A 25,983-nucleotide genomic window follows, 5' to 3' on the forward strand; every position below is an offset into this window, starting at 1 on the left:
CTCCCATTATCAGGATAACCAGGAAAAAAATATGAAAGGCATCGTTTTCAGAGGCGACAGGAAGCTCGAAATTCTGGATTTCGACGATCCCACACCCGGCCCCCTCGACGCCATCATCGAAATGAAGGCCTCAGGCATGTGCGGCAGCGATCTGCACTTCTACCGCAACAAGCCCGCCGACGTCATTAGATCGCTCGGCTTCAAGGACCTGGCCTCGCGCGGCATGTTGGAGGACACGCCGATCATCGGCGGACACGAACCCTGCGGCCAGATCATCGCGCTCGGCGCGGCAGTCGATCCGCGCGCCTTCAAGGTGGGCGACCGCGTGGCGGTGTTCCACTACGAGGGTTGCCAGCACTGCGACCACTGCCGAAGCGGCTGGACCCAGATGTGCAGCCATGGTGCGGACATCCACGGCGTGATCAAGCATGGCGGCCACGCCCACTACATGAAGGTGCCGGTGACGTCGCTAGTCCACATGCCCGACGAAGTGTCATACGCCACCGGCGCCGCCATCTCCTGTGGCACGGGCACGGCCTGGGGCGCGCTGCTGCGCCTGAACATCAGCGCGCGCGACACGCTCGCGGTGTTCGGCCTGGGGCCCGTCGGTCTCTCGGCCGTGCAACTGGCTGCGGCCATGGGCATTGAAGTCATCGGTGTCGACATCGCCGCCGACCGGGTCGAACGCGCCAAGGCATTCGGCGCGGTGCATGTCATCGATGGCAGCAAGGAAGACCCGATCGAAGCCATCCTCAAGCTCACCGGGGGCCCCGGCGCGACCTGCGCGATGGACTGCGCAGGCGGCGAAATCCCGAAGCAGCAGGCCGTACGCTGCACCCGTCCCTGGGGCCGAATCGCGCTCGTGGCCGTGGGCGGCAACCTCAACGTCGACGGCATGAAGGACGTGATTGGCAAGCAGCGCAGCATCATTGGTTCATACACGTTTTCGGAAGTCAGCATGAACGACTGCATCCGCTTCGTGGCCGATCACGGCGTTGACGTGGACAAGCTCTTCACCGACCGCTGGAAGCTGGAACAGGCCGAAGAGGCCTATCGACTGTTCGATGGCCAGGCCGGCGGCAAGGGCGTGTTTCTGTTTTGAACGACCACCGGACACTAGCAAGAAACACAAGAAGGGAGACTGCAGAATGACGAAATTCGTCCAGCAGGGAGTCGAAGACACGATGGCCACACTATGCCGCATGGCGCTGCAGACGCAGTACGCCGACCTGCCGGCCGACGTGGTCCGTCACGTCAAACTGACGCTGCTAGATGCCATGGGCGTTACCATCGGCGGCTCGGCCATGGAAGGGATTCCCACTATCGTATCGCTCGTCAAGGAACGCGGGGGTAACCCGCAGACACCGCTGCCCTTCTACGGTCGGCGCGTGCCGGCCAACGAGGCGGCGCTCGCCCTGGGGCCGATGCCGCGCGCCATGGACTGCGGCGACCTGCACGAAGAGGCGGGGCATTCGGATTCTTTCTGACCATCTACGGCGTGGGCTTTTTCCTGCCCCTACTTGCGTGGTGTCACCAAGGATCAAACTGGCGGCTACACGGCCGCCCTGATCTTGATGGCCCTCGCGGGATGCATTGCCGCCATCATTGCGCTCTCGATGAACAGACAAAATCCTCTCTATCGCCAGGCTTGAACCGGCACGGCCCTGAACCAGCCAGGGACCCTTTGCCATTGATCTCAAAGGAGACTTCCATGACCGCCACACACGAATCCCCCTCCTCGGTACCTGCTAATTGTCCGCCGCTGGAGCAAGCACTGGTGCGCTTCATCCAGGAACTGAAATACGAAGATCTCGACGCTCGCGCGCACGCCGGCGTCAACCGCTTGATGCGCGATCAAATCGCGCTGCAGGTCGGCATCTCGAAGATGCCCTGGTCCGGGCAGTTGCTGAAATACGCAAGCGCACAGCAGCGCCCCGGCAAGAGCCGCGTCAGCGCTTCGGCGCTGACGATGAGCGCTGCCGACGCCGCCTTCGTCAACGGCTCGTATGGCCACGGCTTCGAATACGACGATGCGCACGGCCCCAGCTACAGCCACCCGGGCAGTTGCGTGATCCCGGCCGCGCTCGCGATCGGCGAAGAGCTCGGTTCGTCGCTCGAAGAAGTCGTCACCGCGATGGTCGCCGGCTACGAGGTCTACACACGCATCGGCTTGCTGGCCGCGCCCGACCTGCTGCAGCGGGGCTTTCATCCGCACTGCACGCTGTCCAACTTTGGCGCCGCGGCGGTCGCCGCCAAGCTGCGCGGGTTCGACACCGAGACGACGCTGCACGCGCTGGCCATCGCGCTGAGCCATGTTTCGGGCACCACCGAATACACCTCCACCGGCGGCTCCATCAAGCGCATCCATGCCGGCATTGGTACACGGAACGGCATGGCGGCGGCCGACATGGCCAAGGCCGGCATCACGGGACCGCGCGCGTTCCTGAGCGGCAACAAGGGGTTCTTTCGCACCTTCCTGCAGCGTCCGGCAGGCGAGGCTGCCGAGCAACGCTTTGCACCGGCCCGGCCCTTCGAGATTGGGACCGTCTGGCTCAAGGCCTACTGCGCCTGTTACTGCACGCATGCCTATATCGACGCGCTGCGCCCCTTTGCGGCGCGCCGGGGCGAGATCGCCGATGTGCATTTGAAGATCACGCCACACTTCAATGTCGTGGTCGGCACGGCCAACGCGAATGCGTACGAGCCGAAGAACATCGAGCACGTGCAGTTCAGCCTGCCGATCCAGGCGGCCTTTGCGCTGCTGGGCAAGGGCAACGGCTATCCGATCCACCGCGACTACCTTGCCGGCAAGGTGGAGATGGAGCCCGTCATCGAAATGGCGCGCAGCATCCGCATTACCGAAGAGCCCGCGCTGGAAAAGGACTATCCGGGCAAGTTCGTGGCCGACGTGACCGTCACGTTCAAGGACGGCAGCACCGAACATGTGTTCGTGCAAGACCCGATCGGCACCGACACTAACCCCATGCCGGAGCACGAGCAGGACGCGAAGTTCATGGAGCTCACCGCGGACGCGCTGGGTACGGCGCGCGCCCAGAAGCTGCTGGGCACGCTTCGCACGCTGGACCCGGCCATGAAAGCCGCTGAATTGACGGCTATGTGGACCGTCGAACGCTAACGGTTCGGTCTCCAACAGAATAACCACAGCCGTCTTCGTTTCCGCACCCAGCCGGGCTTGAGAAGGTTTCGCGTCGATCAAGCCCGGCACGGCGCACACACTGGGTCGTGCCAGCTACGCTTGCAATTCACCGCAGAAAAAGCAAATTGTTAGTAATACAAAATTAGAAAAGGTTTGAGATTGACGACGCCGATGTTTTTTGGCGCCTGTGTGGCAGCGCGCCATTGACCGGGCATGCACAGTCAAGGGTCACGCTCTACGGCATACTCGACGAAGGCATCGTCTATCAAAGCAATGTGGGAGGCGGCAAGAAGATCTCTTTAGACTCGCTGAGCGGCGAGCAAGGCAGCAGTTGGGGACTGACAGGAGCCGAGGATCTAGGCGGAGGGAGCCGGGCGATTTTCACGCTGGAATCGGGCCTCAACATCAACACCGGCGCCCTTGGACAAGGCGGCACTGCATTCGGCCGCTAGGCATTTGTTGGACTGGCGAACGAGCGCTTCGGCAGCGTAACAATGGGGCGTCAGTACGACATGATCACCTATTTCGTCACGCCGTATTCGATGACCGGTGTTGTAGGCACCGCTGCGTTTGGCCGTCCAGGCGACCTCGACAACACGTTCAATTCCGTCCGCCTGAATAACTCGATTCGCTACATGAGCCCCAATTACAACGGGTTCGCGTTCGGCGCGGAATACGGCGTGGGCGGCCCGGTTCAATAACGTCGAGGTGACGACCCAGTTCAAGTACACTCCGGCGTTCTTCCTGACCGCCTCTTACGACTATCTCGTCGGCAAGGGCGTCATGATGGCAGATGGCAAGGAAGTCGGCGCCCAGCACTACAATCAGGTCAGCCTCTCGGCCGACTACTTCTTGTCGAAGCGATCGGACGTGTATCTCGCCGCTGCCTGGCAGCGCGCTTCCGGAACGTCATCGACCGGTGCGCCTGCTGTCGCCGACTTTGTCAACCAAGGCGATTCGTCGAACAATCATCAAATCTATCTTCGTGTCGGTCTTCGCCACAAGTTCTGAGCGCCCGGCCTGAAAGAACTAACGATGGCCCATCCCATTTGACCACGGGCTGCTCGTCGCGATTTTCAACTCGGCCTCGTGCCCGCCGGTGCGCGGTTCGTCGCCGCACACCGACTGAGAAGGTCGTATTCCCTGCAACAAGCCGATCCTGGTCACGTCCCTCTCTTCAGGCACCGAGAGCCGATATTTCTCATACCATTTACATGGCCGAATAATTCGGTCCGCCCCCGCCCTCGGGGGTGACCCAGACGATATTCTGCGTCGGGTCTTTGATATCGCAGGTCTTGCAGTGCACGCAGTTCTGCGCGTTGATCTGCAAGCGCTTGCCGCCTTGCGCCTCGTCCTCCACGAACTCGTAGACGCCAGCCGGGCAGTAGCGCGCCTCGGGCCCCGCATACCTGTCCAGATTGATGTTCACGGGCACGCGGGCATCCTTGAGCATCAGGTGTGCGGGCTGGTTCTCCTCATGATTCGTATTGCTGATGAATACGCTAGAAAGACGGTCGAACGTCAGCTTGCCGTCGGGCTTAGGATAGACGATAGGTTTGCACTCGCTGGCTGGCTTGAGGTAGGCGTAATCGGGCTTGCGGCGGTGCAGCGTCCAGGGCATGCAGCCGCGCAGCACGAGCTGCTCGAAACCGTTCATCACCGTGCCCACAGTCAGGCCGTACCTGAACCAGTTCTTGAAGTTGCGGTCCTTCTTCAGTTCCCTGTACAGCCAGCTCGCCTCAAAGGCCTCCGTATAGGCCGTGAGTTCGTCGTGCCGGCGGCCCGCCATCACGGCGGCATAAGCGGCTTCTCCCGCGAGCATGCCGGTCTTGATGGCGGCATGGCTGCCCTTGATGCGGCTCACGTTCAGAAAGCCCGCATCGCAGCCCACCAGCGCGCCGCCCGGGAACACGAACTTCGGCAAGGCGCTGACGCCGCTGGCGTTGATAGCGCGCGCGCCGTACGAAAGGCGTCGCGCCGTGATCTCGCCCTTGTCGTTTTCGAAGAAGCGGCGGATGCTGGAGTGAGTCTTCCAGCGCTGGAATTCTTCGAACGGACTTAGATACGGATTGTCGTAGCCGAGGCCCGTGACAAAGCCGACTGCGATCTTGTTGCCGTCCAGGTGGTAGAGAAAGGCGCCCCCGTAGGTCTTGCTATCCATGGGCCAGCCGGCCGTGTGCATGACGAAGCCGGGCTTGTGGCGCGCGGGGTCAATTTCCCAAAGCTCCTTGATGCCGATGCCGAAGCTTTGCGGATCGCGCCCTTCGTCAAGGCGGTAGCGCGCAATGACTTGCTTGCCCAGGTGGCCGCGCGCACCCTCGGCAAAAATGGTGTAGCGCGCATGCAGTTCCATGCCCAACTGGAAATTCCCGGTAGGCTCCCCCTCTTTGTCGACACCGACGTTGCCCGTCGCCACGCCCTTGACCGAGCCGTCGTCGTTGTAGAGGACCTCCGCCGCGGCAAAACCGGGAAAGATCTCCACGCCGAGCGATTCAGCCTGTTCTGCCAGCCATTTAGTCAGGGCGCCCAGGCTGATGATGTAGTTGCCCTCGTTGTGCGCAAACGGCGGCAGGAACAGGTTGGGCACGCGCCAGGACGATTGCTCGCCGAGGAATACGTAAGCATCTTCGGTGACAGGCTGGTTCAGCGGCGCGCCGCGCTCCTGCCAGTCGGGAAAGAGCTCGCTCAGCGCCCTGGGATCCATGATGGCGCCTGAAAGGATGTGTGCGCCGGGCTCGGAGCCTTTTTCGAGCACCACCACTGAAACGTCCTGGCCATTTTCCGCTGCCAGTTGCTTGATCCGGATGGCCGTGGCCATGCCACCGGGGCCGCCGCCGACGATCGCCACGTCGTACTCCATGGACTCGCGAGGGCCATACTGAGCCAGAAGGTCTGTGCTATTCATCGTGTTTTCTTGGGTAGGACTCACTCCGGACGCCGCTGGATCGGGCGCCGGTAGCAATTATGTTTGTGTGCCTGCGACTATCGCCTCGGCTGCACGGATCACGGGCAGGTCGACCATGCGGCCGTCCAGGCTGAACGCTTCGCCGCCATGCTTCTCGGCTTGTTCGAGTACGCGGCGCGCCCAGTCCTGCTCGGCCTCGGTATGGCCCAAAGCCTCGTTCACACCGGCCACCTGGGCCGGGTGGATACACAGCTTGCCGCCAAAGCCGAAGGCTCGCGCACGCCGGGCATCGGCGACCAGCCGTTCGGCGTTGCCGGTGTCGGTAGTCACGCCGTCGATGGGCGCAGGGAGCCTCGCGCGACGCGACGCCGCCACGAGCGCATTGCGCGCGAAAGCCAGCTCGGGCTCCTCGGCCGTCGCACGCATGCCCAGGTCGAGCTGGAAATCGAGGTGACCGAAGGCGAGACGCACAACCTGCGGCTCGCGCGCCAGCGCATCGGCCGCGTCAAGGCCCGCCAGCGATTCGATCAACGCGACGATACGCGCGGACTCGCCGAGCTTTTGCGCCACGGCCCACAGCGCGCCGGCCCCTTCGGACTTGGGGCACATTACGGCCACGCCCTGCCCCACCCAGTCGCGCAGCAACGCGATATCGGCTTCGTGCCAGGGCGTGCCTACGGCGTTCATGCGGATCACCGTTCGCGCCAGTTGCAGAGGCGTCAGTTGGGACAAGTACTGCTCGAGTTGCTCGCGTGCGCTGTCCTTGCTGCCCTCCGCTACCGCGTCCTCGAGATCGATGATGACGCAATCCGCGCCGGAATCGAGCGCCTTTGCGAAGCGTTCGGGCTTCGTGGCGGGCACAAAGAGCAGGCTGCGCGCCCGGCTTACAGGAGTCGTGAAAGTCGAGGGCATGGTTCAGATCACTCCATCGGCATGCAGCTTTCGGATGTCGGCCTCTGAGCGCCCCAGTTCGCGCAGAATGGCCGCGCTGTGCTCGCCCAGCGCGGGGACAGAATCCATCCGGACATCGAAGCTATCGACATTGGCGGGCGGCAGCAGCGCCTGAAGCTCACCGGCAGGCGAACCGATAGTGGTGAAACGCTTGCGCGCATGCAACTGCGGGTGCGTCCACAAATCGCCGACCTGATTGACGGCTGCATTGGCGATCTGCGCCTCATCGAGACGCGCGATGACGTCCTGCGCGGTGAGGCTCGCGAACGTCTGCTCGATGACTGCCTTCAACGCCTCGCGGTTTTCCGTGCGGCGCACGTTGGCGTCGAAGCGCGGGTCGGTTGCGAGTTCGGGGCGCCGCAACACGACGTCGCAGAAAAGTTTCCATTCGCGCTCGTTTTGCAAGCCCAGCATCACCACGCGCCCGTCGCCTGCCTTGAACGGGCCATACGGATAGATGGTAGCGTGCGCCGCGCCGTTGCGTCCAGGTGGCTGCTGGCTGTCGTAGGCGTAGTACATCGGAAAGCCCATCCATTCGCCCAGCGCTTCGAGCATCGAAACTTCGACATGCGAACCTTCTCCGCTGATGCCACGCTGCAACAGCGCGCTCAGAATGCCCGTATAGGCGTACATGCCGGCAGCTATGTCGGCGATCGAGTTGCCAGCCTTGCTGGGCTCCTCGGCCGTACCCGTAATCGAAAGGAAGGCTGCCTCGCTCTGGATCAGCAGGTCGTAGGCCTTCTTGTCGCGATAGGGGCCGTCGGCGCCATAGCCCGAAATATCGCAGACGATGAGCTTCTTGTGCTTCGCGTGCAGTTCCTCGAAGGACAAACCCATGCGGGCGGCTGCGCCAGGCGCGAGGTTCTGAACGAGGACGTCGGCCTCTCCGATCAACTCTCCCAGGACTGCCTGAGCTGCGGGCTGCTTCAGATCCAGGGTCAAGCTTTCCTTGGAGCGATTGGTCCAGACGAAGTGCGAAGCCAGCCCGCGCGTGCGATGGTCATACGCACGGGCGAAATCGCCGACGCCGGGACGCTCCACTTTGATGACTCGCGCGCCCAGATCGGCAAGCTGACGCGTACAGAACGGCGCGGCAATCGCGTGTTCAAGCGTAATGACGGTCAGGCCGCAAAGCGGGCCCTTTCGATTGGGTTCTGACATGGTTGTCTCGGCTTTCGTGTTAATCGCTCGACGCTATTCAACTTCCGCGCTGGCCTGCATCGCCAGGTGGCCCTCGGAACCGCGCGCCCACAAGTGTGCAGTCCCGCCCTCCAGCTTGCCGTTGACCGTAAACGGCGTGATGTCGAACAAGGGGCTGACGGCCTTGAATTCGAAGCTTCGAACAGTCTTTTCCGGACGCTCGGCCCGCAGCGTTTCCATCAGCAACGTGGCGATCAGGGGGCCATGCACGACGAGGCCCGGATAGCCCTCTTCCTGCATGGCATAGGGACGGTCGTAATGGATGCGGTGGCCATTGAAGGTCAGCGCCGAATAGCGCATCAGGAGCACGGGGTCGGGCGTCACGGTGCAGCCGAATTGCTCGTCCGTGGGTGCCATGACAGGCTGAGGCGCGGCAGCGCCGGGCGCTGGCGCGTCGCGGTAGACGATGTCCTGCTCTTCGCGAATGACGACGCCGCTCAGGCTGCTGATTTCGTGCAGTACGGTAACGAAGACCAGTTGGCCACTGCGTCCGGATTTGCTCTGAACGCACTTGATCGTGGAGACGCGCCGTATCGGCTCGCCCACGCTCAGCGGAAGCAAAAACTGCAGCCGTCCTCCGGCCCACATGCGCCGTGGCAGCCCGATGGGCGGCAGAAAGCCACCGCGCTTCGGATGGCCGTCCGGGCCAATGCCGGACTGGCGCTCGCCTGGCAAAAAGTACAGCCAATGCCATAGCGGCGGCAGTTCGGACGGCAATACCCCCGCCTCGACGGCGTCCAGCGTGGCCTGCATGAGGCGCACGGGCGCCTCGGTGACGCGGTCCGCGCTTTCCGCCTTGCGGCCAACCCAGGCCTCGGAGGAATCGGGGCTTTCAAGACTCGTTTGCATCGCGCTCCACCAGAAGAATCAGAATGACGTTCAGTTGGGGCGTTACAGCGCCTTGACGAGTTCAGGAACGGCCGTGAACAGGTCGGCTTCGAGGCCATAGTCCGCGATACTAAAGATTGGCGCCTCGGCATCCTTGTTGATGGCCACAATCACCTTCGAATCCTTCATGCCCGCCAGATGCTGGATCGCACCCGAGATGCCGCACGCAATGTAAAGCTGCGGCGCGACGATCTTGCCGGTCTGGCCCACTTGCAAGTCGTTCGGAGCGTAGCCCGCGTCCACGGCCGCGCGCGATGCTCCAATCGCTGCGCCGAGCTTGTCCGCCAGCGGCGTGATGACTTCCTGGAACTTGTCTTCGCTGCCGAGCGCGCGGCCGCCCGAGACGATGATTTTGGCCGCCGTCAGTTCAGGGCGGTCGCTCTTCGTCACTTCACGGCTCACGAAGCGGGTCTTGCCGGAATCGGCCACTGCCGCCACGGTTTCGATCGGAGCGCTGCCGCCGGTGTCCGGCGCCGCGTCGAAGCCCGTCGTGCGCACGGTGATGACTTTCACGCCCTCGTCCGACTGCACGGTGGCGATCGCGTTGCCCGCGTAGATGGGGCGCTCGAAAGTGTCGCTGCTCACCACCCGGGTAACGTCGCTGATCTGGGCGACATCCAGTTTCGCCGCCACACGCGGCGCAACGTTCTTGCCGCCGGCGGTGGCCGGGAACAGGATATGGCTGTAATTGCCCGCGATGGCCAGTACCTGCGCAGCGACGTTTTCGGCCATGCCATCCTTGAGCGACGCGCCATCGGCATGGACGACCTTCGCCACGCCGGCTATCTGCGCGGCCGCCTGGGCAGCGGCTGCGGCGCCTTCCCCGGCCACCAGCACATGGACGTCGCCGCCACAGGCTGCGCCCGCGGTAATCGTGTTCAACGTAGCGCTCTTGATGGAAGCGTTGTCGTGTTCTGCAATAACGAGTGCGGTCATTTCCATCAGCTCCTTAAATTACTTTGGCTTCGTTCCTGAGCTTGTCAACAAGTGCGGCCACATCGGCCACCTTGATGCCTGCCTTGCGCCCCGCGGGCTCGGTAACCTTGAGCGTCTTCAGGCGCGGCGCCACGTCGACGCCAAGATCCGCGGGCTTCACGGTTTCCAGCGGCTTCTTCTTCGCCTTCATGATGTTGGGCAGCGTTACATAGCGCGGCTCGTTCAGTCGGAGGTCCGTGGTCACGACGGCGGGCGTGGAAAGCGACAAGGTTTCGAGGCCGCCGTCCACTTCGCGGGTTACGTTGACGCGCTCGCCGTCCACTTCGACCTTCGAGGCAAAGGTCGCCTGCGGCAAGTCGGCCAGCGCCGCAAGCATCTGGCCAGTCTGGTTGGCGTCGTCGTCAATGGCCTGCTTGCCAAGGATGACGAGACCGGGCTGCTCCTTGTCCACGAGCGCCTTCAGAATCTTGGCGACTGCGAGCGGTTGCAGTTCGGCGTCGGTTTCGACCAGAATGCCGCGGTCCGCACCGATGGCCATGGCCGTGCGCAGGGTCTCCTGGCACTGGGCCACACCGGCCGAAATAGCGATGACTTCAGTGGCCACGCCCTTTTCCTTCAGGCGCACGGCTTCCTCGACGGCGATTTCGTCGAAGGGGTTCATGCTCATCTTGACGTTGCCGATGTCCACGCCGGTGCCATCGCCCTTGACGCGGACCTTGACGTTGTAGTCCACAACGCGTTTGACGGGTACGAGAATCTTCATTGCTCAGGATTCCTTTGAGGTATCAGTAGGAACGCGGAAGCTGCAGCACGTGTTCGGCCACATGTCCCAGGATCATGTTGGTGGAGATTGGCGCAACTTGATACAGGCGCGTTTCGCGGAACTTGCGCTCCACGTCGTATTCGCAGGCGAAGCCAAAGCCGCCATGCGTTTGCAGGCAAGCATTGGCGGCTTCCCAGCTCGCCTTGGCGGCCAGGTACTTGGCCATGTTGGCTTCCACGCCTGCGTTCTGGCGGGCATCGATCTTTTCGCAGGCGCGCCAACGCATCAGGTTGGCCGCTTCGAGTTCGATGAAGCATTCGGCCAGCGGGAACTGAATGCCCTGGTTCTGGCCAATAGGGCGACCGAACACCTTGCGTTCGCTCGCATAGTCGCGTGCCTTTTCGAGGAACCAGTAGCCGTCACCTATGCACTCGGCAGCAATCAGCGTGCGCTCGGCGTTCAGGCCGTCGAAGATCACTTTCAGGCCCTTGCCTTCGGTGCCCAGCAGTGCGTCTTCCGGTAACTCCAGGTTGTCGAAGAACAACTCGTTCGTCTCGTGGTTGACCATGTTGAGAATGGGCCGCACCGTGAGGCCGTTGCCGATGGCCTTGTCCAGCTCGACGATGAAGCACGAAAGACCGTCGCTCTTCTTCTGCACCTGGTCAATGGGCGTGGTGCGCGCGAGCAGGATCAGCAGGTCGCTGTGCTGTACGCGCGAGATCCACACCTTCTGCCCGTTCACGACCCAGCGGCCGTCCTTCTTCACAGCCGTCGTTTTGAGCTTGGTGGTGTCGCTGCCCGTGGTGGGCTCGGTCACGCCCATGGATTGCACGCGGAGTTCGCCTGCGGCGATGCGAGGCAGATAGTGCTGCTTCTGTTGATCAGTACCACTGAAGACGATGGTGTTCATCACATACATCTGGCCGTGGCAGGCGCCCGAGTTACCGCCCGAGCGATTGATCTCCTCCATGATGACCGAGGCCTCGGCCATCGACAGCCCGGGGCCGCCGTAGTCCTGCGGAATCAGCGCAGCGAGCCAGCCGGCCCGGGTGAGCGCGTCGACGAATTCCTCGGGGTAGCCACGCTTCTCGTCGATCTGGCGGTGGTAGTCGGCCGGGAACTGGCTGCACAGAGCGCGCACCGCGTCGCGGATCTCCTGGTACTGGTCGGGGGCAGAAAAGATGGAAGCGCTCATGAAGGAAGTCTCGTTAGTTGCTTGCGTTGATCCATAGTAATATTTGATCGAATGAGAGAAAAATAGAATTTTTTGATCGAAGCATCACTTTTTGGTATCGAGGTATCTGCGATGGATCTCAAGCAACTCCGCGCCTTTGTCACTGTGGCCGAGACCGGCAATGTCACGCGTGCCTCGAGCCTGCTGAACCTCGTACAACCCGCCGTTTCACGTCAGTTGCGCCTGCTCGAAGAAGACATGGGCACGGAGCTGTTCGACCGCAGCCGTCACGGCATGCAGCTCACGCCTTCCGGCAAGACCATGCTTGAATACGCGCACCGCATCCTCAATGAAGTAGCGCGTGCAAAGGCCGAGATCCAGCCGACCGAAGGGCCGGTCGCGGGAATCGTGAGCATCGGGCTCCTCGCCAGCACGTCGGATCTGCTCGCCACACTGCTGGCCGGCGAGGTGGCCCGGCGCTACCCGCATATCCGGCTGCGGCTGACCATCGGCTACGCAGGGCATCTGCAGGACTGGCTCGAGGCCGGGGATGTGGACGCCGCCCTGCTCTACGGCCAGAAGGAAACGCCCGCCCTGCATGTGAAGGCGCTGATCGAGGAAAGTCTGTGGGCGGTGGCCGCTCCGTCGGTGGGGTTGTCGCACAAGCGCGCGCTCGCGCTCTCTCGCGTCGCCCGCGAGCCTTTCGTTCTGCCCGCCGCGCCGCAGGGCCTGCGCGCCATGATCGAACACGCCGCAGCTGAGGCCGGCGTGACGTTGCGTGTCTTTGCCGAGACCAATGCGCTGAGCGTGCAGAAAGAATTGGTCGCACAAGGCCATGGTTGGACGATTCTTCCGGCCGTAGGCGTCACGCAGGAGGTCGAACAGGGCCTCCTGAGCGCTGCACCGCTGGCGACTCCTGGGCTGCGCCGCACCATCGTGCTCGCCGCGCCCAGCAGCCGGCAGGCAACGGCGCCCGTACGCTGCGTGGTCAGTACGCTGCTGGACTGCGTCAAGAGCACGTTCGAGCAGGGCCGCTGGCCCGATGCGCGCTGGCTGGGCTAGGTGCAACTCACAAAACTTGTCCAGACGACTGCAGCACCTTCATCCCGGTGGGCGCGATCGCATCGACGAGCCTGCGCATCGGCGCAATCGCCCCGTCGTCGGCGGCGTTCAGGGAAAAGTCGATGAGGGATGAACTGAAGTGCTTTCGATGATCGATAGCCCGGCACCGCCTTTGGCCCGCCCCAGGTGATAGGCGATCAAGTCGTCGTTGACATACTGGTTGGCGAGGCGCGTTGCGTGCGCGGTACGCACGATGCCGTTGGGAACCTCGACAGCGCCGATCCGGATCGGCGAGAAAATGCGTTCGTACATAGTCAGGCTACTGAACGTTTGGATGTGATGCCACCGTCGACGGTGACAATGGTGCCGCTGGTGTATTGCGAGCGCGGCGACGCCAGAAAGACGAAGCAGTCCGCCACTTCTTCCACCGTGGCGGCGCGGCCCAGCGGATAGCCAGCCATCAGTTTTCCTGAGCGTGCCTCGTCGCCCAGTAGCCGCGCCGCATGACTTCTGAGCACCTTACCGATACGCTCCGTGGCCACCGGGCCGGGATTGACGCCTACCACGCGGATGCCGTCCTCCAAACTGCGGCCGCCCAGTGCACAGGTGAAGGCCATGAGCGCGGCGTTGCCCGTCGTGCCCGCGATGTAGTTGAAGTCGAAATTCTGTCCGCCGTTGCCGATATTGTTGAGGATCACACCTCTGCCGCGCTCTTTCATTCGCGGGTACATCGCGCGCGTGAGATTGACATAGCCAAATACCTTCAATTCCCACCCCTTGCGCCAGGCGTCTTCATCGACGTCCCATAGCGTTCCGCCCGGAATCGCGCCAGCGTTATTCACCAGTATGTCGGCGTCGCCCGCGAAGGCAACGATATCCGCGATTGCGCCGGGGCACGTCATGTCCAACGCCAGCACATCCACCTGCGCGCCGTGCGCGGCGCGCAGGCTGGCGGCTAGTCCTTCCAGCCTGTCGGCAGAGCGTGCCGTCAACGCAAGGTTGCAGCCCTCGTTGGCGAAGGCCCTCGCGATACACTCACCGATTCCTTGCGACGCGCCGGTAATCAGCACTCGCTGACCTGCAAGCTTCATGTTCATTGCAGTTTCCCTAGCCGGGATTCATTGTGCCCGCGAAGGCGGCGGGCGCGGGTCACACGATCTGCCGTTGCCGCAGGGCCGCGATATCGTCGGCACCGTAGCCGATTCCAGCCAGCACTTCATCGGTGTGCTCGCCCGTTAGCGGTGGCCGCGTATGGATCTCGGGCGGCGTGCGTGACAGCGACACGGGCGTCGCAAAGATGGGCACCTGCTTTGGCGCGCCGGGGTAGTCCATCCAGTGAATCAGGTTGGCGGCCTGGACAGTCTCGTCCTGCAGCGCCTGACGCGGCGAGTTGACGGGACCGGCGGGAATGCGCGCCTGCTCCAGTTTCGCCACGGCCTCGGCCTGAGACAGCTCCTTGCACCACGCCGACATCACGTTGCCCAGGAACTCGCCGTTCTCACCGCGCAGCCTGTCATCGGCGAAGCGCGGGTCGTCCAGCAGATCAGGCCGGCCCACGAGTTGCGTCCAGCGCTTGAACATCGGGCGACCGATCACCTGCGTAATGAACCAGCCATCTTTAGCCTTGAAGATGTCGGAGGGGGCATAGCTCGAAGCACGGTTGAGCATTGCCGCGCGGTTGAGGCCCAGCAAGGCCTCCTCGATCAGCACGCCGCTGGCCATGTTCAGTCCCGTGCACAGCAGCGACGCGCTGACCTCCTGGCCACTTCCGCTGCGCTGGCGCTCATAGAGCGCCAGCATGACGCCAAAGGCGCAGGAAAAGGCGGTGGCAAAGTCCACCACGGGCACCATGCTCTTTTGCGGCTGATCCGGCGTGCCCGCGATGTGCACCGCCCCGCTCAACGCCTGGCCCACCCCGTCGAAGCCCAAGCGGTCACGCACGGCCTCGTTGTTGCCGAATGCGTTGGATGCCACGAGAATGATGTCGGGCTTGATACTGCACAGGCTCTCATAATCGAGCTCCAAACTCTTGAGCGTACGCGGCGGCATGTTGGCGATCACCACGTCGGCTTCGGCAACGAGCCTGCGCACGATCGCGCGCCCTTCCGGGCTGTCCAGGTCCAGCGTCATAGAGCGCTTGTTGCGGTTGACTTGCAGAAACAGCGCACCGTCGCCCTGTTCCGTGACGGGCACGATGAATCGGTCCTCGCCGCCGCCCACCCGGTCTATGCGGATCACCTCGGCGCCATAGTCCGCCAGCAGTGCCGAGCAGAACGGTCCGGCGATGAACCGGCCGAAGTCGAGGACCTTAATGCCTTGAAGCACTTTCATTTTGTCTCTCACATGAGAATCGGCCAAACACGTAGTTACTGACCGATCACGTTGAATTCTTCTTGCAACTCATAGGCCATCCTCAGCAGGCGCGGCCCCAGTTCGCGCTCCACGCGCGCGCGAGTCATGGCATGGCTCGCGCCGATGCACACAAGCACGAAAGGCGCATTACCTTCGAGCAGCACGGAAGCGGCAAGGATTCCTAACTCGGGTTCCCATTCGCCGATGGCGGTGCAATATCCCTTATCGCCGACCTGGGCCATCCCTTCGAGGACGCGCCGGCGCAGCCGGGCCCAATCGCGCGATAGGCGCCGCTCCACGTTCTCGAGCAGATAGCCGCGCTCCAGCTCAGGCAGCGCCGCGAGCAGCGACCATCCCATCGGGGAGAGGGCGATCCCCACCCGCATGCCCACGTGCAGCGGCAGCATCACGGGCGATTCGAGGCTGCGGTGACATTCGAGCACCACCAGGTCGAGCCGGTCACGCACCGCGAGACACACATGTAACTTGTGCTGTCGCGCGAAGGCCGCCATGCGCTTGCCCGCGAGACCCTGCATGGCCGAATGGGCGATGGCTGCATAGCCCAGACCCAGCACGGCCGCGGAAAGCCGGTACTTGCGTTGCGGCGCGTCGTACAGCAGGTAGCCCAAGTGCACGAGCGAGCGTGCGATGCGCGACACCGTCGATGGCGGCAGCCCGGTGCGCTGCGCGAGTTCGCCGTTGCCGAGCCATCGCTCCTCCGGCGCAAAGGCCGAGAACAGCGCCAGCGCGCGCACCAACGGGGTAACCACCGTTGCACCCGCCTCAGGCCGCAGCGAGGCGGAAAGCCTCCTTGCGGCCCTGTCCTGCAGCTCGAGATGGACCTCGGCAAGCGAGCGGGCGGTGGGCATGGCCTAGGGCGCGTCAGGCAGCGGGCGCGACCGCGCGCACTCCGTCCAGCGCGGCGGGATTGTCCAGCGACGACAGATCGCCCGGCGGCAGACCGCAGTACACGCTGCGGATCACGCGGCGCATGATCTTGGAGCTGCGCGTCTTGGGCAACTGCTCGACCACATGGACGCGGCCTGGCCTGAATGGGCGGCCCAGGCGCTTGTCCACGTGGCCGGACACAGCGGCTTCGAGTTCAGCTGCCCCGCCCGTCGAGCCGGGTTTGGGCACGATGAAGACGACGAGCTTCTGCCCCTTGTCGGCGTCGGCTACGCCGATCGCGGCGGCCTCGGCCACGTCGGGCAGTTCCAGCACCACCTCCTCGACCTCGGCAGGGCCGAGACGCTTGCCGGCGACCTTGAGCGTGTCGTCGGAGCGCCCCATCATGAAGTAGTTGCCATCGGGCGTACGTAGCGCCAGATCGCCGTGCACCCAGATGCCGGGAATGGTCTGCCAGTAGGTTTCCAGATAGCGCTCGTCGTCGCGCCAGAACGATTGCGTCATGCCGACAAAGGGCGCGCGGATCGCCAGTTCACCCACCTCGCCGGTCACGCTGTTGCCTGCAGGATCGACGACGTCCGCCGCCACACCCGGCGAGACGGTGTTGAAGCCACTGGGCGGAATCGGACGGATCGGCACGCTGGCCAGCAGCGCGCCGGAGGCCTCGGTGCCCCCCGTGTAGTTGATGACGGGCGCAGTTCCGTCGCCAAACCGTTGCAGAAACCAGTTGAAGTGCTCGGGCGCGATGCCCTCGCCCGCTGTGATGAGCAGGCGTACTGTGGAACGGTCTCCCTTAAGCGCCTGTTCCTCGTGGCTCGCCATGCCGCGGATGAGTGTGGGTGCGGAGCCGAAGTGCGTGACTTTGTGGCGCTCCACCACCTGGGACATGCGCGACCAGTCCGGGTAGTCGGGCGCACCGTCGTAGCACACCAGCGTGGCGCCGCGCAGCAGCGCGCAGCCCAGCACCAGCGTGCCCGCTATCCAGCCCATGTCGGCGGGCCAGCAGTACACGTCGCCGGCGTGCACATCGAAGTGGATCAGCGAGTCGTGCGCGATCTTGATCGGGAAGCTGCCGTGCGTGTGCACCACGCCCTTGGGCTTGCCTGTCGTGCCCGAGGTATAGATCACCATGAAGGGCGTGTCGGGCGTGACGGACACGGGCGCGATGCCCTGGCCTCGGGCCACGGTGGCCGTTTCCTGCCAGTCCAGATCGCGCCCATCCTGGATGGCCTGCGAGGATTCACCTTCGGCGCGCTTCCAGATCACGTGCTCGACGAGCGGCAACTGGCGCCACGCGTCGCGCAGCGCGCCCTCCACGTTCACGCGCTTCGTGCGGCGCGAAAAGCCCGTGGAGGCGATAACCATGCGCGCCTCGGCGGCAGACAGGCGGCCCACGATGGCGTCGACACCAAAGCCGCTGAAGAGCGGCACGACCAGCGCGCCCAGATGCACGATGGCCAGCAGCGAGATGGTGGCCTCGATGCCGTTTTCCATCAACAGGCCGATGCGGTCGCCCGGCTTTAGGCCGCGCTGCGCGAGCCCAGCCGCGAAGTCGCGCACGCGCACTTCCAGCTCCGCATAGGTCAGCGCACTCACGCTGCCGTCCTCGCGCTCGGCGACCACGGCCTTTTGCTGCGCCGTGGCGGGGTGGCGGGCCCACGCATAGATCGTGTTAACCCAGTTGAGCTTGCCGCCGGGGAACCAGTGCGGAAACTGCGGGCCGCGCGACAAGTCCGCATAGCCCGTGGGCCGCTCGTCCCAGGCGATGGCGCATTCGCGCATCACGGTATGCCAGTAGCGCTCGGGCTCGTCGATCGACACGCGCATCAGTTCTTCATACGAGGGTACGTCCAGCGCGCGCATCAGCTTCACGATGCCGGCGTTCCGCAGTTCGCGCTCGCCGGGCTGCCACACGTGGCCTGATTCAGGATTGCTCATGATCTGTCTTCCGTCTTCGATGTGTTATGCGGCGCGTTCGAAAATCATGGCGATGCCCTGCCCGCCGCCGATGCACATCGTCTCGAGGCCATAGCGCGCCTTGCGGCGCTGCATCTCGTGCAGCAGCGTGCTCATGATGCGCACGCCCGTGGCACCCACGGGGTGGCCGAGCGAGATGCCCGAGCCGTTGACGTTGAGCCTGTCTTCCAGCGCTTCCATGGAACTGCCCCAGCCTTCGACGCACGCCAGCGCCTGGCACGCGAAGGCTTCGTTGAGTTCGATCAGGTCCATCTGGCCGAACCTCAGGCCCGTGCGCGCCAGCAGCTTCTGCACGGCCGGCACGGGACCGATGCCCATGCGCGCCGGATCGCAGCCCGCGGCGGCCCAGCCGACCAGCCAGCCCATCGGCGTGAGGCCCAGTTCTTCGAGCTTGTCCTCGGCCACGATCAGGCAGGCCGCGGCGGCGTCGTTCTGCTGGCAGGCATTGCCCGCCGTGACCACGCCTTCCTCTACGATCGGCTTGAGCTTCGCGAGGCTCTCGGCGCTCGTCTCGCCTCGCACGCCTTCATCCTTGCTAACGAGCAGCGCGTCGCCCTTTCGCTGCGGCACCAACACCGGAACGATCTCCGCGTCCAGGAAGCCTGCGGCCTGTGCCGCCGCCGCACGCTGATGACTGCGCGCGGCAAAGCGGTCAGACGCCTCGCGCGAGATGCCATATTCGCGCGCCAGCGTTTCGGCGGTTTCGATCATGCCGCTAATGCGGCCAAAACGCGCTTCAGGCTGCGAGCGTTCGCGGCCCCGGTCCAGGCGGTCATGAAATTTCACCGAACCCGCACGCTTGCCCCAGCGCATATCGGTGGTGTAGTACTCGACGTTGCTCATGCTCTCAACGCCGCCTGCCATCACCACGTCGGCGGCCCCGGTCTGCACCATCATCGCGGCAGTGGCAAGCGCCTGCACGCCGCCGCCGCAGCGCCGGTCGAGCTGCATGCCCGCCACCTCGATCGGAAAGCCTGCCTGCAACGCGACCCAGCGCCCCGTACAAGGCGTTTCGCCGCTCGCGTAGCTCTGGGCGAATACCACGTCGTCGATGCGCCCCGGGTCGATGCCTGTCCGCTCCACGATCGCGCGCGCGACAGTCGCACCCAGTTCTTCGACGGGAACCCCTTTCAATGCCCCGCCAAATGCGCCCACCGGCGTGCGCAGTGGGGAGACGATGGCTGCTCGTTTCATGTTGAATTGCCTCTTGGATGACTCGAATAAATACGCCGTTGATGCCGGTTCGCGATCAGCCGTAGCGCCCGCCGGTCACATGCAGCACTTCGCCGCTGATGAAGCCCGCGCGCTCGCTGGCGAGGAACGCGACGGCATCGGCGATGTCATCGGGACGGCCGACGCGCTTGATCGGCTGCGCGGCCACGGCGCGCTCCTTGATGGTCTCGTATGTGGGGAGCGCTTGCACCATTTCCGTTTCCATGAAGCCGGGCGCCACGCAGTTCGCGGTGATGCCATAGCGCCCTTCCTCCATCGACAGCGCCTTCGCCATGCCAATCAAACCGGCTTTCGCAGCCGAATAATTCGCCTGCGTGGGATTGCCGAGATGCGCGCGAGAGCTGATGTTGATGAGGCGGCCCCAGCCCTGCTCGATGAAATGCGGCATGACGGCTTTTGCGGCCAGAAAGGCGCCCTTGAGCATCACGGTCATGACGAAATCCCAGTCGTCCTCGCTCATTTTCACCAGGTACTTGTCGCGCGGCGCTCCGGCGTTATTGACCAGGATGTGCACGCCGCCGAAGTGAGCGACGGTCTCATCGACGAGACGTTGAACGTCGGCTGCCTTCGTGATGTCGCCTACCACGCAGTGCGCGGCCAGCCCCTCTTCCCGAAGCACCTCAGCGGTTGCATTCGCCAGTTCGCCGTTGATGTCGGTGATAACGACCTTCGCGCCTTCTTGCGCCAGGCGACGCGCGGTGGCCGCGCCAAGTCCGCGCGCCGAACCGGTAACGATGGCAACCTTGCCGCTCAAACCCAGATCCATTTTCGACTCCTCAGTTTTTCGTTGATTAGGTCAGATCGACCCGCGCGTTGTTCAAGACCACCACGCCGCGCTCCACCGCCGTCGTGCGTAACGACACCGTGCTGCCGCGGACCCACATTTCGGTGCGCAGTGTGTCGCCGGGCAAGGCAGGTGCCGTGAAGCGCACACGCATGCCCGTAAAGTGGGTGTCATCGTATGCCAGCACGGTGCGCAGCACGGCGTGCGCAGCCACGCCCATTAACGCCATGCCGTGCAGAATGGGGCGTGCGAAGCCCGCTGCGGCCGCGACGGCCGGGTCGGCATGCAAGGGGTTCAGGTCACCACTCAACCGGTAGATCAACGCGAGCTGGGCGGGCGTGGTCAGATTGCATACAAAGTCGGGCTCATCCTCGGGCATGGCGTGGGGTGCGGGCGGCGAGCCGGCGCTGCTGCCCTGGCCAAAGCCGCCGTCGCCACGCAACAGGCTCAGTTGAACCACAGTCGCAAGCAACCGGCCCGTTTCTGCATCGGTGATCTCACGCGTTTGCTGCAGGAAAGCGCCCTTGCCCTCCCCCTTGTCCCACAGGCCGGTGATGCGGGTCGCGCCCGTGACGCGGCCGCTAGCGGGCAGTGGAGTGTGGATACGGATTTCCTGCTCGGCATGCAGAATCTTCTGCCAGGTGATGCCCGTATCCGGCTCACGAGCCCAGAAGCCCGGATAGGCAAGAACGTTCGCCATGGTCGGCACGGCGCGCAGCATTTGCCCGTCTTTCCCCTCATAGACATAGCGCAATTGCCCCGCATCGAGCGGGTCGGCGCCCACGCCAAGGCCGAGTGCATAAAGCTGGGTATCACGCTGGGAAAACGTATGTTCGATGACCGGAAAGCGACGTGCCAGCAGTTCAGAGGGATTGATGGACATGGCGGGCATAAAGCGAGAATGACTTGGCCACACGATGAAACCAGACCGCTCGGCGGTCAACGGATATGCGTGGTCCGTTCCGTACCTTGGCAAGCACTGCTTGATCGTTGGTATCGACAAATGCGTATGTTTATCGCCGAGCACCAATGCCAGCCAGGCGGGCGATATTCCATTTTCCGGAACGTACGGAGCAAATCCGTTGCTATCACGCGGGTGGCTGGCGCAGCATGAGCCATCCTCATCGACTTGATTGACACGCTGACATGATTCGCGACCAGGAAACGCTCAACGGATTGCTCGACTCCATCTCCCGCTTCGTGCGCGAACGCCTCGTGCCCAACGAGGAGCTGGTCGCGGAAACCGACGAAATCCCCGAAGACATCGTGGCCGACATGAAGGCCATGGGCTTGTTCGGTCTTACGATTCCCGAGCGCTTCGGGGGGCTCGAGCTGACCATGGAGGAAGAGGTGCTGGCCGTATTCGAGTTGTGCCGCGCCTCCCCTGTGTTCCGCTCTCTGCTGGGCACCACGGTGGGTATCGGTTCGCAGGGCATTCTGTTCGATGGCACGCCCGAGCAGCAGGAAAAATACCTGCCGCGCCTCGCGACGGGCGAACTGATCGCCTCGTTCGCGCTGACCGAGCCGGAGTCAGGCTCCGACGCCGCATCGCTGCGCACCACGGCGATCAAGGAAGGTGACCACTATGTGGTCAATGGCACCAAACGCTTCATCACCAATGCGCCACATGCCGGCATCTTCACGTTGATGGCGCGCACCAATCTGGACGACAAGGGCTCGGGCGGGATTTCGGCTTTCATCGTCGATGCCAAAACGCCCGGCATCAGTTTCGGCAAGCGCGACAAGAAGATGGGGCAGAAAGGCGCTCACACCTGCGACGTGATCTTCGACAACGTGCGTGTGAGCGCCGCCAACCTCATCGGTGGCAAGGAGGGCAAAGGATTCAAGACCGCTATGAAGGTGCTGGACAAGGGCCGCATCCACATCGCCGCCGTTTGTGTGGCAGTCGCCGAGCGCATGTTGTCCATGGCCCTGTCCTACGCGATGGAGCGCAAGCAGTTCGGTGAGCCCATCGCTGACTTCCAGCTCGTCCAGGCGATGCTGGCGGACAGCAAGGCAGAGATCTACGCAGCCCGCAGTATGGTGCTGGACGCTGCGCGCCGGCGCGACGCCAAAATACCTGTGAGCACTGAAGCTTCGTGCGCCAAATTGTTCGCTTCTGAAATGTGCGGCCGCGTGGCTGACCGCGCGGTGCAGATCTTCGGCGGCGCGGGCTATATGACCGAGTACGGCATTGAGCGCTTCTACCGCGATGTGCGGCTGTTCCGCATCTATGAAGGCACGACGCAGATCCAGCAGATCGTCATCGCCCGCAACATGATCCGCGAGGCGCACTAGCCCGGCGCATCGGTGCATCGGTGCACGAAAGAGGCGGCGGCCATCGCGCCCTGACAGCCACCGCCGCCGAACAGCCGACCAGCAAGGCGTAAACCCCAATCGACACCGCCCGGCACCCGGATTCTAATGATCGTTAGTTTGGTGAATGTGTTTCGTTGAGACACCCCATGGATCGCTCATACTCCCCCGATGCCAGTGCAACGTCCAACCCGGGGGCCGTCAATCACGGCCCGATCGTGACGCCCTTTGCGCGCGCGCTGGCCATTCTTTCCGCCTTCACGCCTGTGGATCGCTGGCTCTGCAACAGCGACCTCTCCGAGCGCGCGGGCATCCCAGCTTCGACCGTGACGCGCCTGACGCGCACCCTGCTCGCTCTAGGCTATCTCTGCTGCGACAGCGGCAAGCGGCGCTTTCGCCTGGGGCCTTCGGCGTTGGCGCTGGGCTACCGCGCGGCGGCCGATATAGAAATCCACGAAGCCGCGCATCAACGCATGCACCTCTTCGCTGAGCGCCACCGCGTTCATGTTCACCTCTGCGCCCGCAACCGGCTGGAAGTGGTCGTCATCGACAGTTGCTGCACCAGCACCATCCCCGCCTCGCTGCAGCCGGCGATCGGTACCCGCCTCGGGCTCGCCTCGTCTGCCGCAGGCTGGGCGCTGCTGGCCAGCCTGCCCGACGCCGAGCGCGACTATCTGCTGAGAAGCGCAGCCCTTCAGCCCTCACGCAAGTGGAGCGAGAAATGGGGACATACAGGCCGCCGCACCAGCGAAGCCATCGGGCAGATCGGGCAGGTGAGGGAAGACGGATTCTGCGTCGCGCTCGGGCAAACGGGCCAACCCATGACCATGGTAGCCGCCCCGGTCCAATTGCCCGGCGAGGCCCCGCTGGCCGTGAGCTGCATGGGGCCATCCATGCTCGTGGGGCGCGCGCGGAGTGAACGCGAACTGGGGCCGGCGCTGGTGCGCATGGCGCAGGAAATCCAGCATTCGAGAGCATTGTCATGAATTTGCCCAGATGCCCCGCATCCGAAAACTCGACGCTGATGACGGTGGAGCGCGGGCTGGAAGTCCTGCGCGCGTTCCGCTCGAACCGCGCGCCGCTATCCAACGCAGAACTCGTGCGGCGCACCGGGCTATCCAAAGCCACGGTCTCGCGCTTGACCTCCACCCTGATACAGGTTGGCTTCCTGCGCCTCGTCCCCGGCAAGCGCGAGTTCGAGCTCTCCATCGGCGCACTGGGAATAGGCCACGCGTACCTGTCGACCAACGATCTCCTGCAAGCGGCACAGCCTCTTTTGCAGGACCTTGCAGATCGGCTCGATGTATCGGTGGCCCTTGCCGTCAGGGACGGCATCGACATGCTTTACGTCGATTACCGCGTCAGCCGCAAGGTCGCCACGCTGCGGCTGGGCGTCGGTTCCGTGCTGCCGATGAGCACAACATCCATCGGGAGAGCTTATCTTTGGGGACTGCCCGAAGAGGAACAGCAGCGCTTGATCGAAGAGCACAAGCGCCGTGCAGGCCTGCAAGGTGATGCACTGGGGCACGCTATTCACGCCTCTTTCGACGAACTCGAATCCACCGGTACCTGCGCGGTGCTGGGCGGCTTCCAGCGCAGCACCTTTGGCGTGTCGCTGCCTGTTCGCCTCGGCCGCGAGCGCACCCTCATGAGCATGAGCTGCGGTAAAGCGGACGTCGATTTCGATCTGCCGAGCGAGCGCGAACGCATCGCGCCTGCGCTCAAGGAAACGGCGGCACGCCTGCAAGTGCAGTTGGCGAATTGCGGGAGCGGTCTCTAGCAAACAAGCCGACAGACCGCTTCAAAGACCGGGAACGCAAAGAAAGATAGCGGCGGGCCCCTCAGTCGCCGCTCTTCCCGGCAAAGCCCTGCACACCCGCCTCCAGCGACTGCGAGTGCGTGCGATAGCAGTGCTGCATCCAGCGCTCGTAGCGCAGTCCATCGGAGAGGGGCAGTTCCATCGCGCGGCGCGCCATCTGCTTCATGGAGGCGAGCGCCAACGCGTCGGCCTGGGCGATTTCCTGCGCCAGTGCCAGCGTGGCGGCCTCCAGTTGCTCGGCGGGCACGGCCTGCACGGCGAGGCCCAACTCCACGGCCTCGCGGCCCGTCATGCGCCGGCCCGTCACGAGATAGTACAGCGCGCGCTGCAGTCCGAGCCTGCGTGGCAGCCGCTGCGAACTGCCGCCGCTAGGCAGCAAGTTGCGGCGGATGTGCTCGTCGCCCAACTGCGCGGCCTCATCGGCGATGGTCAGATCACAGGCCAGCGCCAGTTCGAAGCCACCCGCCAGCGCGAAGCCGTTGACGCTGGCCAGAACGATCTGCGGCGCGGCCTCGAGGCGCTCGTAGGTGTCCTGCATCAGCTCCTGGTGACGCATATGTGCAGCGCGGTCGGCCAACACGCCGCTCGCGAGCCACTTGAGGTCGTTGCCCGCACAGAAGGCACGACCACGGCCGCAGATCACGAGCACCTTGACCTCGCTGGCCGCCGCCGCGCAGTCGCGTACTGCGTCGTTGAGGGCCTGCAAGGTGTGCCCATCGAGGGCGTTCATGCGCTCGGGACGATTCAGCGTGAGGCGACGCACGTGGGGCGCGGGGTGGTCGATCAGCAATGCCATGGCACTCCCCTCCTCGTTCGTCGGCACACAGCGCTCATGCAAAGCGCGTCAGATCGTCCACGCCGACACGTGTGGTGCGGAACCGGTTGACCGGATGCTCGACCTCGGCATAGCCGAACGAGATGCCACAAATCATGTGCTGCGTATCGGGAATGCCGAAATACTCGCGCACGAAATGCGCGTGGCGAGCCAGCGCTCCTTGCGGCGTGGTGGCCACGCCGTGTGCATAAGCCGCCAGAAGGAAAGATGAGATGAAGCCGCCGGCATCCACGAGCGCGTACGGTCCCAGTTCGACCGGCGCCGTAACGATGGCCACGTGCGGCGCATCGAACATGCGGAAGTTTCGAAACGCCTGTTGGGTACTGCGCTCGGCGTCCTTTGGGCCGATGCCCAGCGACGAATACAGCGCGATGCCCGCACCGCGCCGACGCTCGCCGTAAATGCCCTCATAGCGCGGCGGAAACGGCAGATCGGACTCATTGTCCCGATGATTGCACGCACGCTCCATCAGCGCCTCACGGAAACGCTGCGTGCTCTCTAAGGTTTCTGTGATGACCAGTTGCCACGGCTGCACGTTGCACCACGAGGCCGAGCGACCCGCCATGGCGACGATTTTGCGGATCAATCCGGCATCCAGCGCCTTGTTCTGGTAGGCGCGGCAGGTGGAGCGGCCGTTCGTCAGGCGATCGAGCGCCGCGAGATCGGAAGTTTGTTGCGATGTCATTAAAAAGGATTCCTCAATTGGCCAGTCATCCCTGACCCAG

24 protein-coding genes and 2 pseudogenes are annotated in these 25,983 nt (G+C 63.8%); 9 read left to right on the forward strand and 17 right to left on the reverse strand.

Annotated features, from left to right (window positions below):
* Positions 1 to 31: 31 nt before the first annotated feature.
* The 5 genes and pseudogenes from A3CW_RS0125245 (at position 32) to A3CW_RS54455 (ending at position 4,168) form a co-directional block, all read left to right on the forward strand.
* Positions 32 to 1,102, forward strand: a complete 1,071-nt coding sequence (locus tag A3CW_RS0125245; protein ID WP_028206043.1) for a zinc-dependent alcohol dehydrogenase family protein — start codon at positions 32 to 34, stop codon at positions 1,100 to 1,102.
* Between the two features lie 46 nt (positions 1,103 to 1,148).
* Complete coding sequence (locus A3CW_RS0125250) at positions 1,149 to 1,487, forward strand: MmgE/PrpD family protein (protein WP_028206044.1); 339 nt, start codon at positions 1,149 to 1,151, stop codon at positions 1,485 to 1,487.
* Positions 1,488 to 1,711: 224 nt separating this feature from the next.
* Entirely contained in the window at positions 1,712 to 3,136 is a 1,425-nt protein-coding gene (locus A3CW_RS0125255; protein ID WP_028206045.1) for an MmgE/PrpD family protein, read from the forward strand.
* A gap of 224 nt (positions 3,137 to 3,360) precedes the next feature.
* Positions 3,361 to 3,858, forward strand: a pseudogene (locus tag A3CW_RS54450) (porin).
* Positions 3,859 to 3,865: 7 nt separating this feature from the next.
* Positions 3,866 to 4,168, forward strand: a complete 303-nt coding sequence (locus tag A3CW_RS54455) for a porin (RefSeq protein WP_028206048.1) — start codon at positions 3,866 to 3,868, stop codon at positions 4,166 to 4,168.
* A 199-nt stretch (positions 4,169 to 4,367) separates the two neighbouring features.
* On the opposite strand, the gene A3CW_RS0125275 is transcribed toward A3CW_RS54455, so the two are convergent.
* The 7 genes from A3CW_RS0125275 to A3CW_RS0125305 are packed head-to-tail and all read right to left on the reverse strand — an operon-like array spanning position 4,368 to position 11,995.
* Complete coding sequence (locus tag A3CW_RS0125275) at positions 4,368 to 6,062, reverse strand: electron transfer flavoprotein-ubiquinone oxidoreductase (RefSeq protein ID WP_028206049.1); 1,695 nt, start codon at positions 6,060 to 6,062, stop codon at positions 4,368 to 4,370.
* 57 nt (positions 6,063 to 6,119) lie between these two features.
* Positions 6,120 to 6,974: an HpcH/HpaI aldolase/citrate lyase family protein gene (locus A3CW_RS0125280; protein ID WP_028206050.1), complete on the reverse strand. Its 855-nt coding sequence runs from the start codon at positions 6,972 to 6,974 to the stop codon at positions 6,120 to 6,122.
* 3 nt (positions 6,975 to 6,977) lie between these two features.
* Positions 6,978 to 8,174 (reverse strand): CaiB/BaiF CoA transferase family protein, encoded by a 1,197-nt coding sequence (locus A3CW_RS0125285; protein WP_028206051.1) that lies wholly within the window; start codon positions 8,172 to 8,174, stop codon positions 6,978 to 6,980.
* A 33-nt stretch (positions 8,175 to 8,207) separates the two neighbouring features.
* Positions 8,208 to 9,062 carry an FAS1-like dehydratase domain-containing protein gene (locus tag A3CW_RS0125290; protein WP_028206052.1) on the reverse strand — a complete coding sequence of 285 codons (855 nt, stop codon included), beginning with the start codon at positions 9,060 to 9,062 and terminating at the stop codon, positions 8,208 to 8,210.
* 42 nt (positions 9,063 to 9,104) lie between these two features.
* A complete protein-coding gene (locus tag A3CW_RS0125295) occupies positions 9,105 to 10,037 on the reverse strand; it encodes an electron transfer flavoprotein subunit alpha/FixB family protein (RefSeq protein ID WP_028206053.1) in 933 nt (310 codons plus the stop codon).
* A 13-nt stretch (positions 10,038 to 10,050) separates the two neighbouring features.
* A complete protein-coding gene (locus A3CW_RS0125300) occupies positions 10,051 to 10,800 on the reverse strand; it encodes an electron transfer flavoprotein subunit beta/FixA family protein (RefSeq protein ID WP_028206054.1) in 750 nt (249 codons plus the stop codon).
* 22 nt (positions 10,801 to 10,822) lie between these two features.
* Complete coding sequence (locus A3CW_RS0125305; protein ID WP_028206055.1) at positions 10,823 to 11,995, reverse strand: acyl-CoA dehydrogenase family protein; 1,173 nt, start codon at positions 11,993 to 11,995, stop codon at positions 10,823 to 10,825.
* Positions 11,996 to 12,106: 111 nt separating this feature from the next.
* Between A3CW_RS0125305 and A3CW_RS0125310 the strand changes: the two genes are divergently transcribed.
* Entirely contained in the window at positions 12,107 to 13,036 is a 930-nt protein-coding gene (locus A3CW_RS0125310) for a LysR substrate-binding domain-containing protein (protein WP_028206056.1), read from the forward strand.
* Positions 13,037 to 13,070: 34 nt separating this feature from the next.
* On the opposite strand, the pseudogene A3CW_RS0125315 reads toward A3CW_RS0125310, so the two are convergent.
* From A3CW_RS0125315 to A3CW_RS0125350, 8 genes and pseudogenes are all read right to left on the reverse strand, one after another.
* Positions 13,071 to 13,354: pseudogene (locus A3CW_RS0125315) on the reverse strand (oxidoreductase); the annotation flags it as partial.
* Complete coding sequence (locus A3CW_RS0125320) at positions 13,351 to 14,133, reverse strand: SDR family oxidoreductase (protein WP_028206058.1); 783 nt, start codon at positions 14,131 to 14,133, stop codon at positions 13,351 to 13,353. The pseudogene A3CW_RS0125315 and the gene A3CW_RS0125320, both read right to left, overlap by 4 nt.
* A gap of 52 nt (positions 14,134 to 14,185) precedes the next feature.
* On the reverse strand, positions 14,186 to 15,367 hold the full coding sequence (locus tag A3CW_RS0125325) for a CaiB/BaiF CoA transferase family protein (protein WP_028206059.1): 1,182 nt from the start codon (positions 15,365 to 15,367) through the stop codon (positions 14,186 to 14,188).
* A 35-nt stretch (positions 15,368 to 15,402) separates the two neighbouring features.
* Complete coding sequence (locus A3CW_RS47580; RefSeq protein ID WP_081771802.1) at positions 15,403 to 16,257, reverse strand: IclR family transcriptional regulator; 855 nt, start codon at positions 16,255 to 16,257, stop codon at positions 15,403 to 15,405.
* 13 nt (positions 16,258 to 16,270) lie between these two features.
* A complete protein-coding gene (locus A3CW_RS0125335; protein WP_035513924.1) occupies positions 16,271 to 18,232 on the reverse strand; it encodes an AMP-binding protein in 1,962 nt (653 codons plus the stop codon).
* Between the two features lie 24 nt (positions 18,233 to 18,256).
* Positions 18,257 to 19,465: an acetyl-CoA C-acetyltransferase gene (locus tag A3CW_RS0125340; RefSeq protein ID WP_028206061.1), complete on the reverse strand. Its 1,209-nt coding sequence runs from the start codon at positions 19,463 to 19,465 to the stop codon at positions 18,257 to 18,259.
* Between the two features lie 55 nt (positions 19,466 to 19,520).
* Complete coding sequence (locus tag A3CW_RS0125345) at positions 19,521 to 20,270, reverse strand: SDR family NAD(P)-dependent oxidoreductase (RefSeq protein ID WP_028206062.1); 750 nt, start codon at positions 20,268 to 20,270, stop codon at positions 19,521 to 19,523.
* Positions 20,271 to 20,295: 25 nt separating this feature from the next.
* A complete protein-coding gene (locus A3CW_RS0125350; RefSeq protein ID WP_028206063.1) occupies positions 20,296 to 21,171 on the reverse strand; it encodes a MaoC/PaaZ C-terminal domain-containing protein in 876 nt (291 codons plus the stop codon).
* Positions 21,172 to 21,434: 263 nt separating this feature from the next.
* Between A3CW_RS0125350 and A3CW_RS0125355 the strand changes: the two genes are divergently transcribed.
* From A3CW_RS0125355 to A3CW_RS0125365, 3 genes are all read left to right on the forward strand, one after another.
* Entirely contained in the window at positions 21,435 to 22,586 is a 1,152-nt protein-coding gene (locus A3CW_RS0125355; RefSeq protein ID WP_028206064.1) for an acyl-CoA dehydrogenase family protein, read from the forward strand.
* A gap of 167 nt (positions 22,587 to 22,753) precedes the next feature.
* Positions 22,754 to 23,590 (forward strand): IclR family transcriptional regulator, encoded by an 837-nt coding sequence (locus tag A3CW_RS47585; protein WP_051481706.1) that lies wholly within the window; start codon positions 22,754 to 22,756, stop codon positions 23,588 to 23,590.
* A gap of 38 nt (positions 23,591 to 23,628) precedes the next feature.
* A complete protein-coding gene (locus A3CW_RS0125365; RefSeq protein WP_407669766.1) occupies positions 23,629 to 24,384 on the forward strand; it encodes an IclR family transcriptional regulator in 756 nt (251 codons plus the stop codon).
* 61 nt (positions 24,385 to 24,445) lie between these two features.
* On the opposite strand, the gene A3CW_RS0125370 is transcribed toward A3CW_RS0125365, so the two are convergent.
* Together A3CW_RS0125370 and A3CW_RS0125375 are read right to left on the reverse strand one after the other, a co-directional pair.
* Positions 24,446 to 25,219 carry an enoyl-CoA hydratase/isomerase family protein gene (locus A3CW_RS0125370; protein ID WP_028206066.1) on the reverse strand — a complete coding sequence of 258 codons (774 nt, stop codon included), beginning with the start codon at positions 25,217 to 25,219 and terminating at the stop codon, positions 24,446 to 24,448.
* Positions 25,220 to 25,253: 34 nt separating this feature from the next.
* Positions 25,254 to 25,943 carry a nitroreductase family protein gene (locus A3CW_RS0125375; protein WP_028206067.1) on the reverse strand — a complete coding sequence of 230 codons (690 nt, stop codon included), beginning with the start codon at positions 25,941 to 25,943 and terminating at the stop codon, positions 25,254 to 25,256.
* Positions 25,944 to 25,983 lie beyond the last annotated feature (40 nt).

Origin of the sequence: Paraburkholderia nodosa DSM 21604, assembly GCF_000519185.1 — a bacterium.
Taxonomy (GTDB): domain Bacteria; phylum Pseudomonadota; class Gammaproteobacteria; order Burkholderiales; family Burkholderiaceae; genus Paraburkholderia; species Paraburkholderia nodosa.

Bases quoted from the DNA above. Each gene is read 5' to 3' on its own strand.
- A3CW_RS0125245 (WP_028206043.1), top strand. From the start codon at position 32: ATGAAAGGCATCGTTTTCAGAGGCGACAGGAAGCTCGAAATTCTGGAT.
- A3CW_RS0125250 (WP_028206044.1), top strand. From the start codon at position 1,149: ATGACGAAATTCGTCCAGCAGGGAGTCGAAGACACGATGGCCACACTA.
- A3CW_RS0125255 (WP_028206045.1), top strand. From the start codon at position 1,712: ATGACCGCCACACACGAATCCCCCTCCTCGGTACCTGCTAATTGTCCG.
- A3CW_RS0125275 (WP_028206049.1), bottom strand. From the start codon at position 6,062: ATGAATAGCACAGACCTTCTGGCTCAGTATGGCCCTCGCGAGTCCATG.
- A3CW_RS0125280 (WP_028206050.1), bottom strand. From the start codon at position 6,974: ATGCCCTCGACTTTCACGACTCCTGTAAGCCGGGCGCGCAGCCTGCTC.
- A3CW_RS0125285 (WP_028206051.1), bottom strand. From the start codon at position 8,174: ATGTCAGAACCCAATCGAAAGGGCCCGCTTTGCGGCCTGACCGTCATT.
- A3CW_RS0125290 (WP_028206052.1), bottom strand. From the start codon at position 9,062: ATGCAAACGAGTCTTGAAAGCCCCGATTCCTCCGAGGCCTGGGTTGGC.
- A3CW_RS0125295 (WP_028206053.1), bottom strand. From the start codon at position 10,037: ATGACCGCACTCGTTATTGCAGAACACGACAACGCTTCCATCAAGAGC.
- A3CW_RS0125300 (WP_028206054.1), bottom strand. From the start codon at position 10,800: ATGAAGATTCTCGTACCCGTCAAACGCGTTGTGGACTACAACGTCAAG.
- A3CW_RS0125305 (WP_028206055.1), bottom strand. From the start codon at position 11,995: ATGAGCGCTTCCATCTTTTCTGCCCCCGACCAGTACCAGGAGATCCGC.
- A3CW_RS0125310 (WP_028206056.1), top strand. From the start codon at position 12,107: ATGGATCTCAAGCAACTCCGCGCCTTTGTCACTGTGGCCGAGACCGGC.
- A3CW_RS0125320 (WP_028206058.1), bottom strand. From the start codon at position 14,133: ATGAACATGAAGCTTGCAGGTCAGCGAGTGCTGATTACCGGCGCGTCG.
- A3CW_RS0125325 (WP_028206059.1), bottom strand. From the start codon at position 15,367: ATGAAAGTGCTTCAAGGCATTAAGGTCCTCGACTTCGGCCGGTTCATC.
- A3CW_RS47580 (WP_081771802.1), bottom strand. From the start codon at position 16,257: ATGCCCACCGCCCGCTCGCTTGCCGAGGTCCATCTCGAGCTGCAGGAC.
- A3CW_RS0125335 (WP_035513924.1), bottom strand. From the start codon at position 18,232: ATGAGCAATCCTGAATCAGGCCACGTGTGGCAGCCCGGCGAGCGCGAA.
- A3CW_RS0125340 (WP_028206061.1), bottom strand. From the start codon at position 19,465: ATGAAACGAGCAGCCATCGTCTCCCCACTGCGCACGCCGGTGGGCGCA.
- A3CW_RS0125345 (WP_028206062.1), bottom strand. From the start codon at position 20,270: ATGGATCTGGGTTTGAGCGGCAAGGTTGCCATCGTTACCGGTTCGGCG.
- A3CW_RS0125350 (WP_028206063.1), bottom strand. From the start codon at position 21,171: ATGTCCATCAATCCCTCTGAACTGCTGGCACGTCGCTTTCCGGTCATC.
- A3CW_RS0125355 (WP_028206064.1), top strand. From the start codon at position 21,435: ATGATTCGCGACCAGGAAACGCTCAACGGATTGCTCGACTCCATCTCC.
- A3CW_RS47585 (WP_051481706.1), top strand. From the start codon at position 22,754: ATGGATCGCTCATACTCCCCCGATGCCAGTGCAACGTCCAACCCGGGG.
- A3CW_RS0125365 (WP_407669766.1), top strand. From the start codon at position 23,629: ATGACGGTGGAGCGCGGGCTGGAAGTCCTGCGCGCGTTCCGCTCGAAC.
- A3CW_RS0125370 (WP_028206066.1), bottom strand. From the start codon at position 25,219: ATGGCATTGCTGATCGACCACCCCGCGCCCCACGTGCGTCGCCTCACG.
- A3CW_RS0125375 (WP_028206067.1), bottom strand. From the start codon at position 25,943: ATGACATCGCAACAAACTTCCGATCTCGCGGCGCTCGATCGCCTGACG.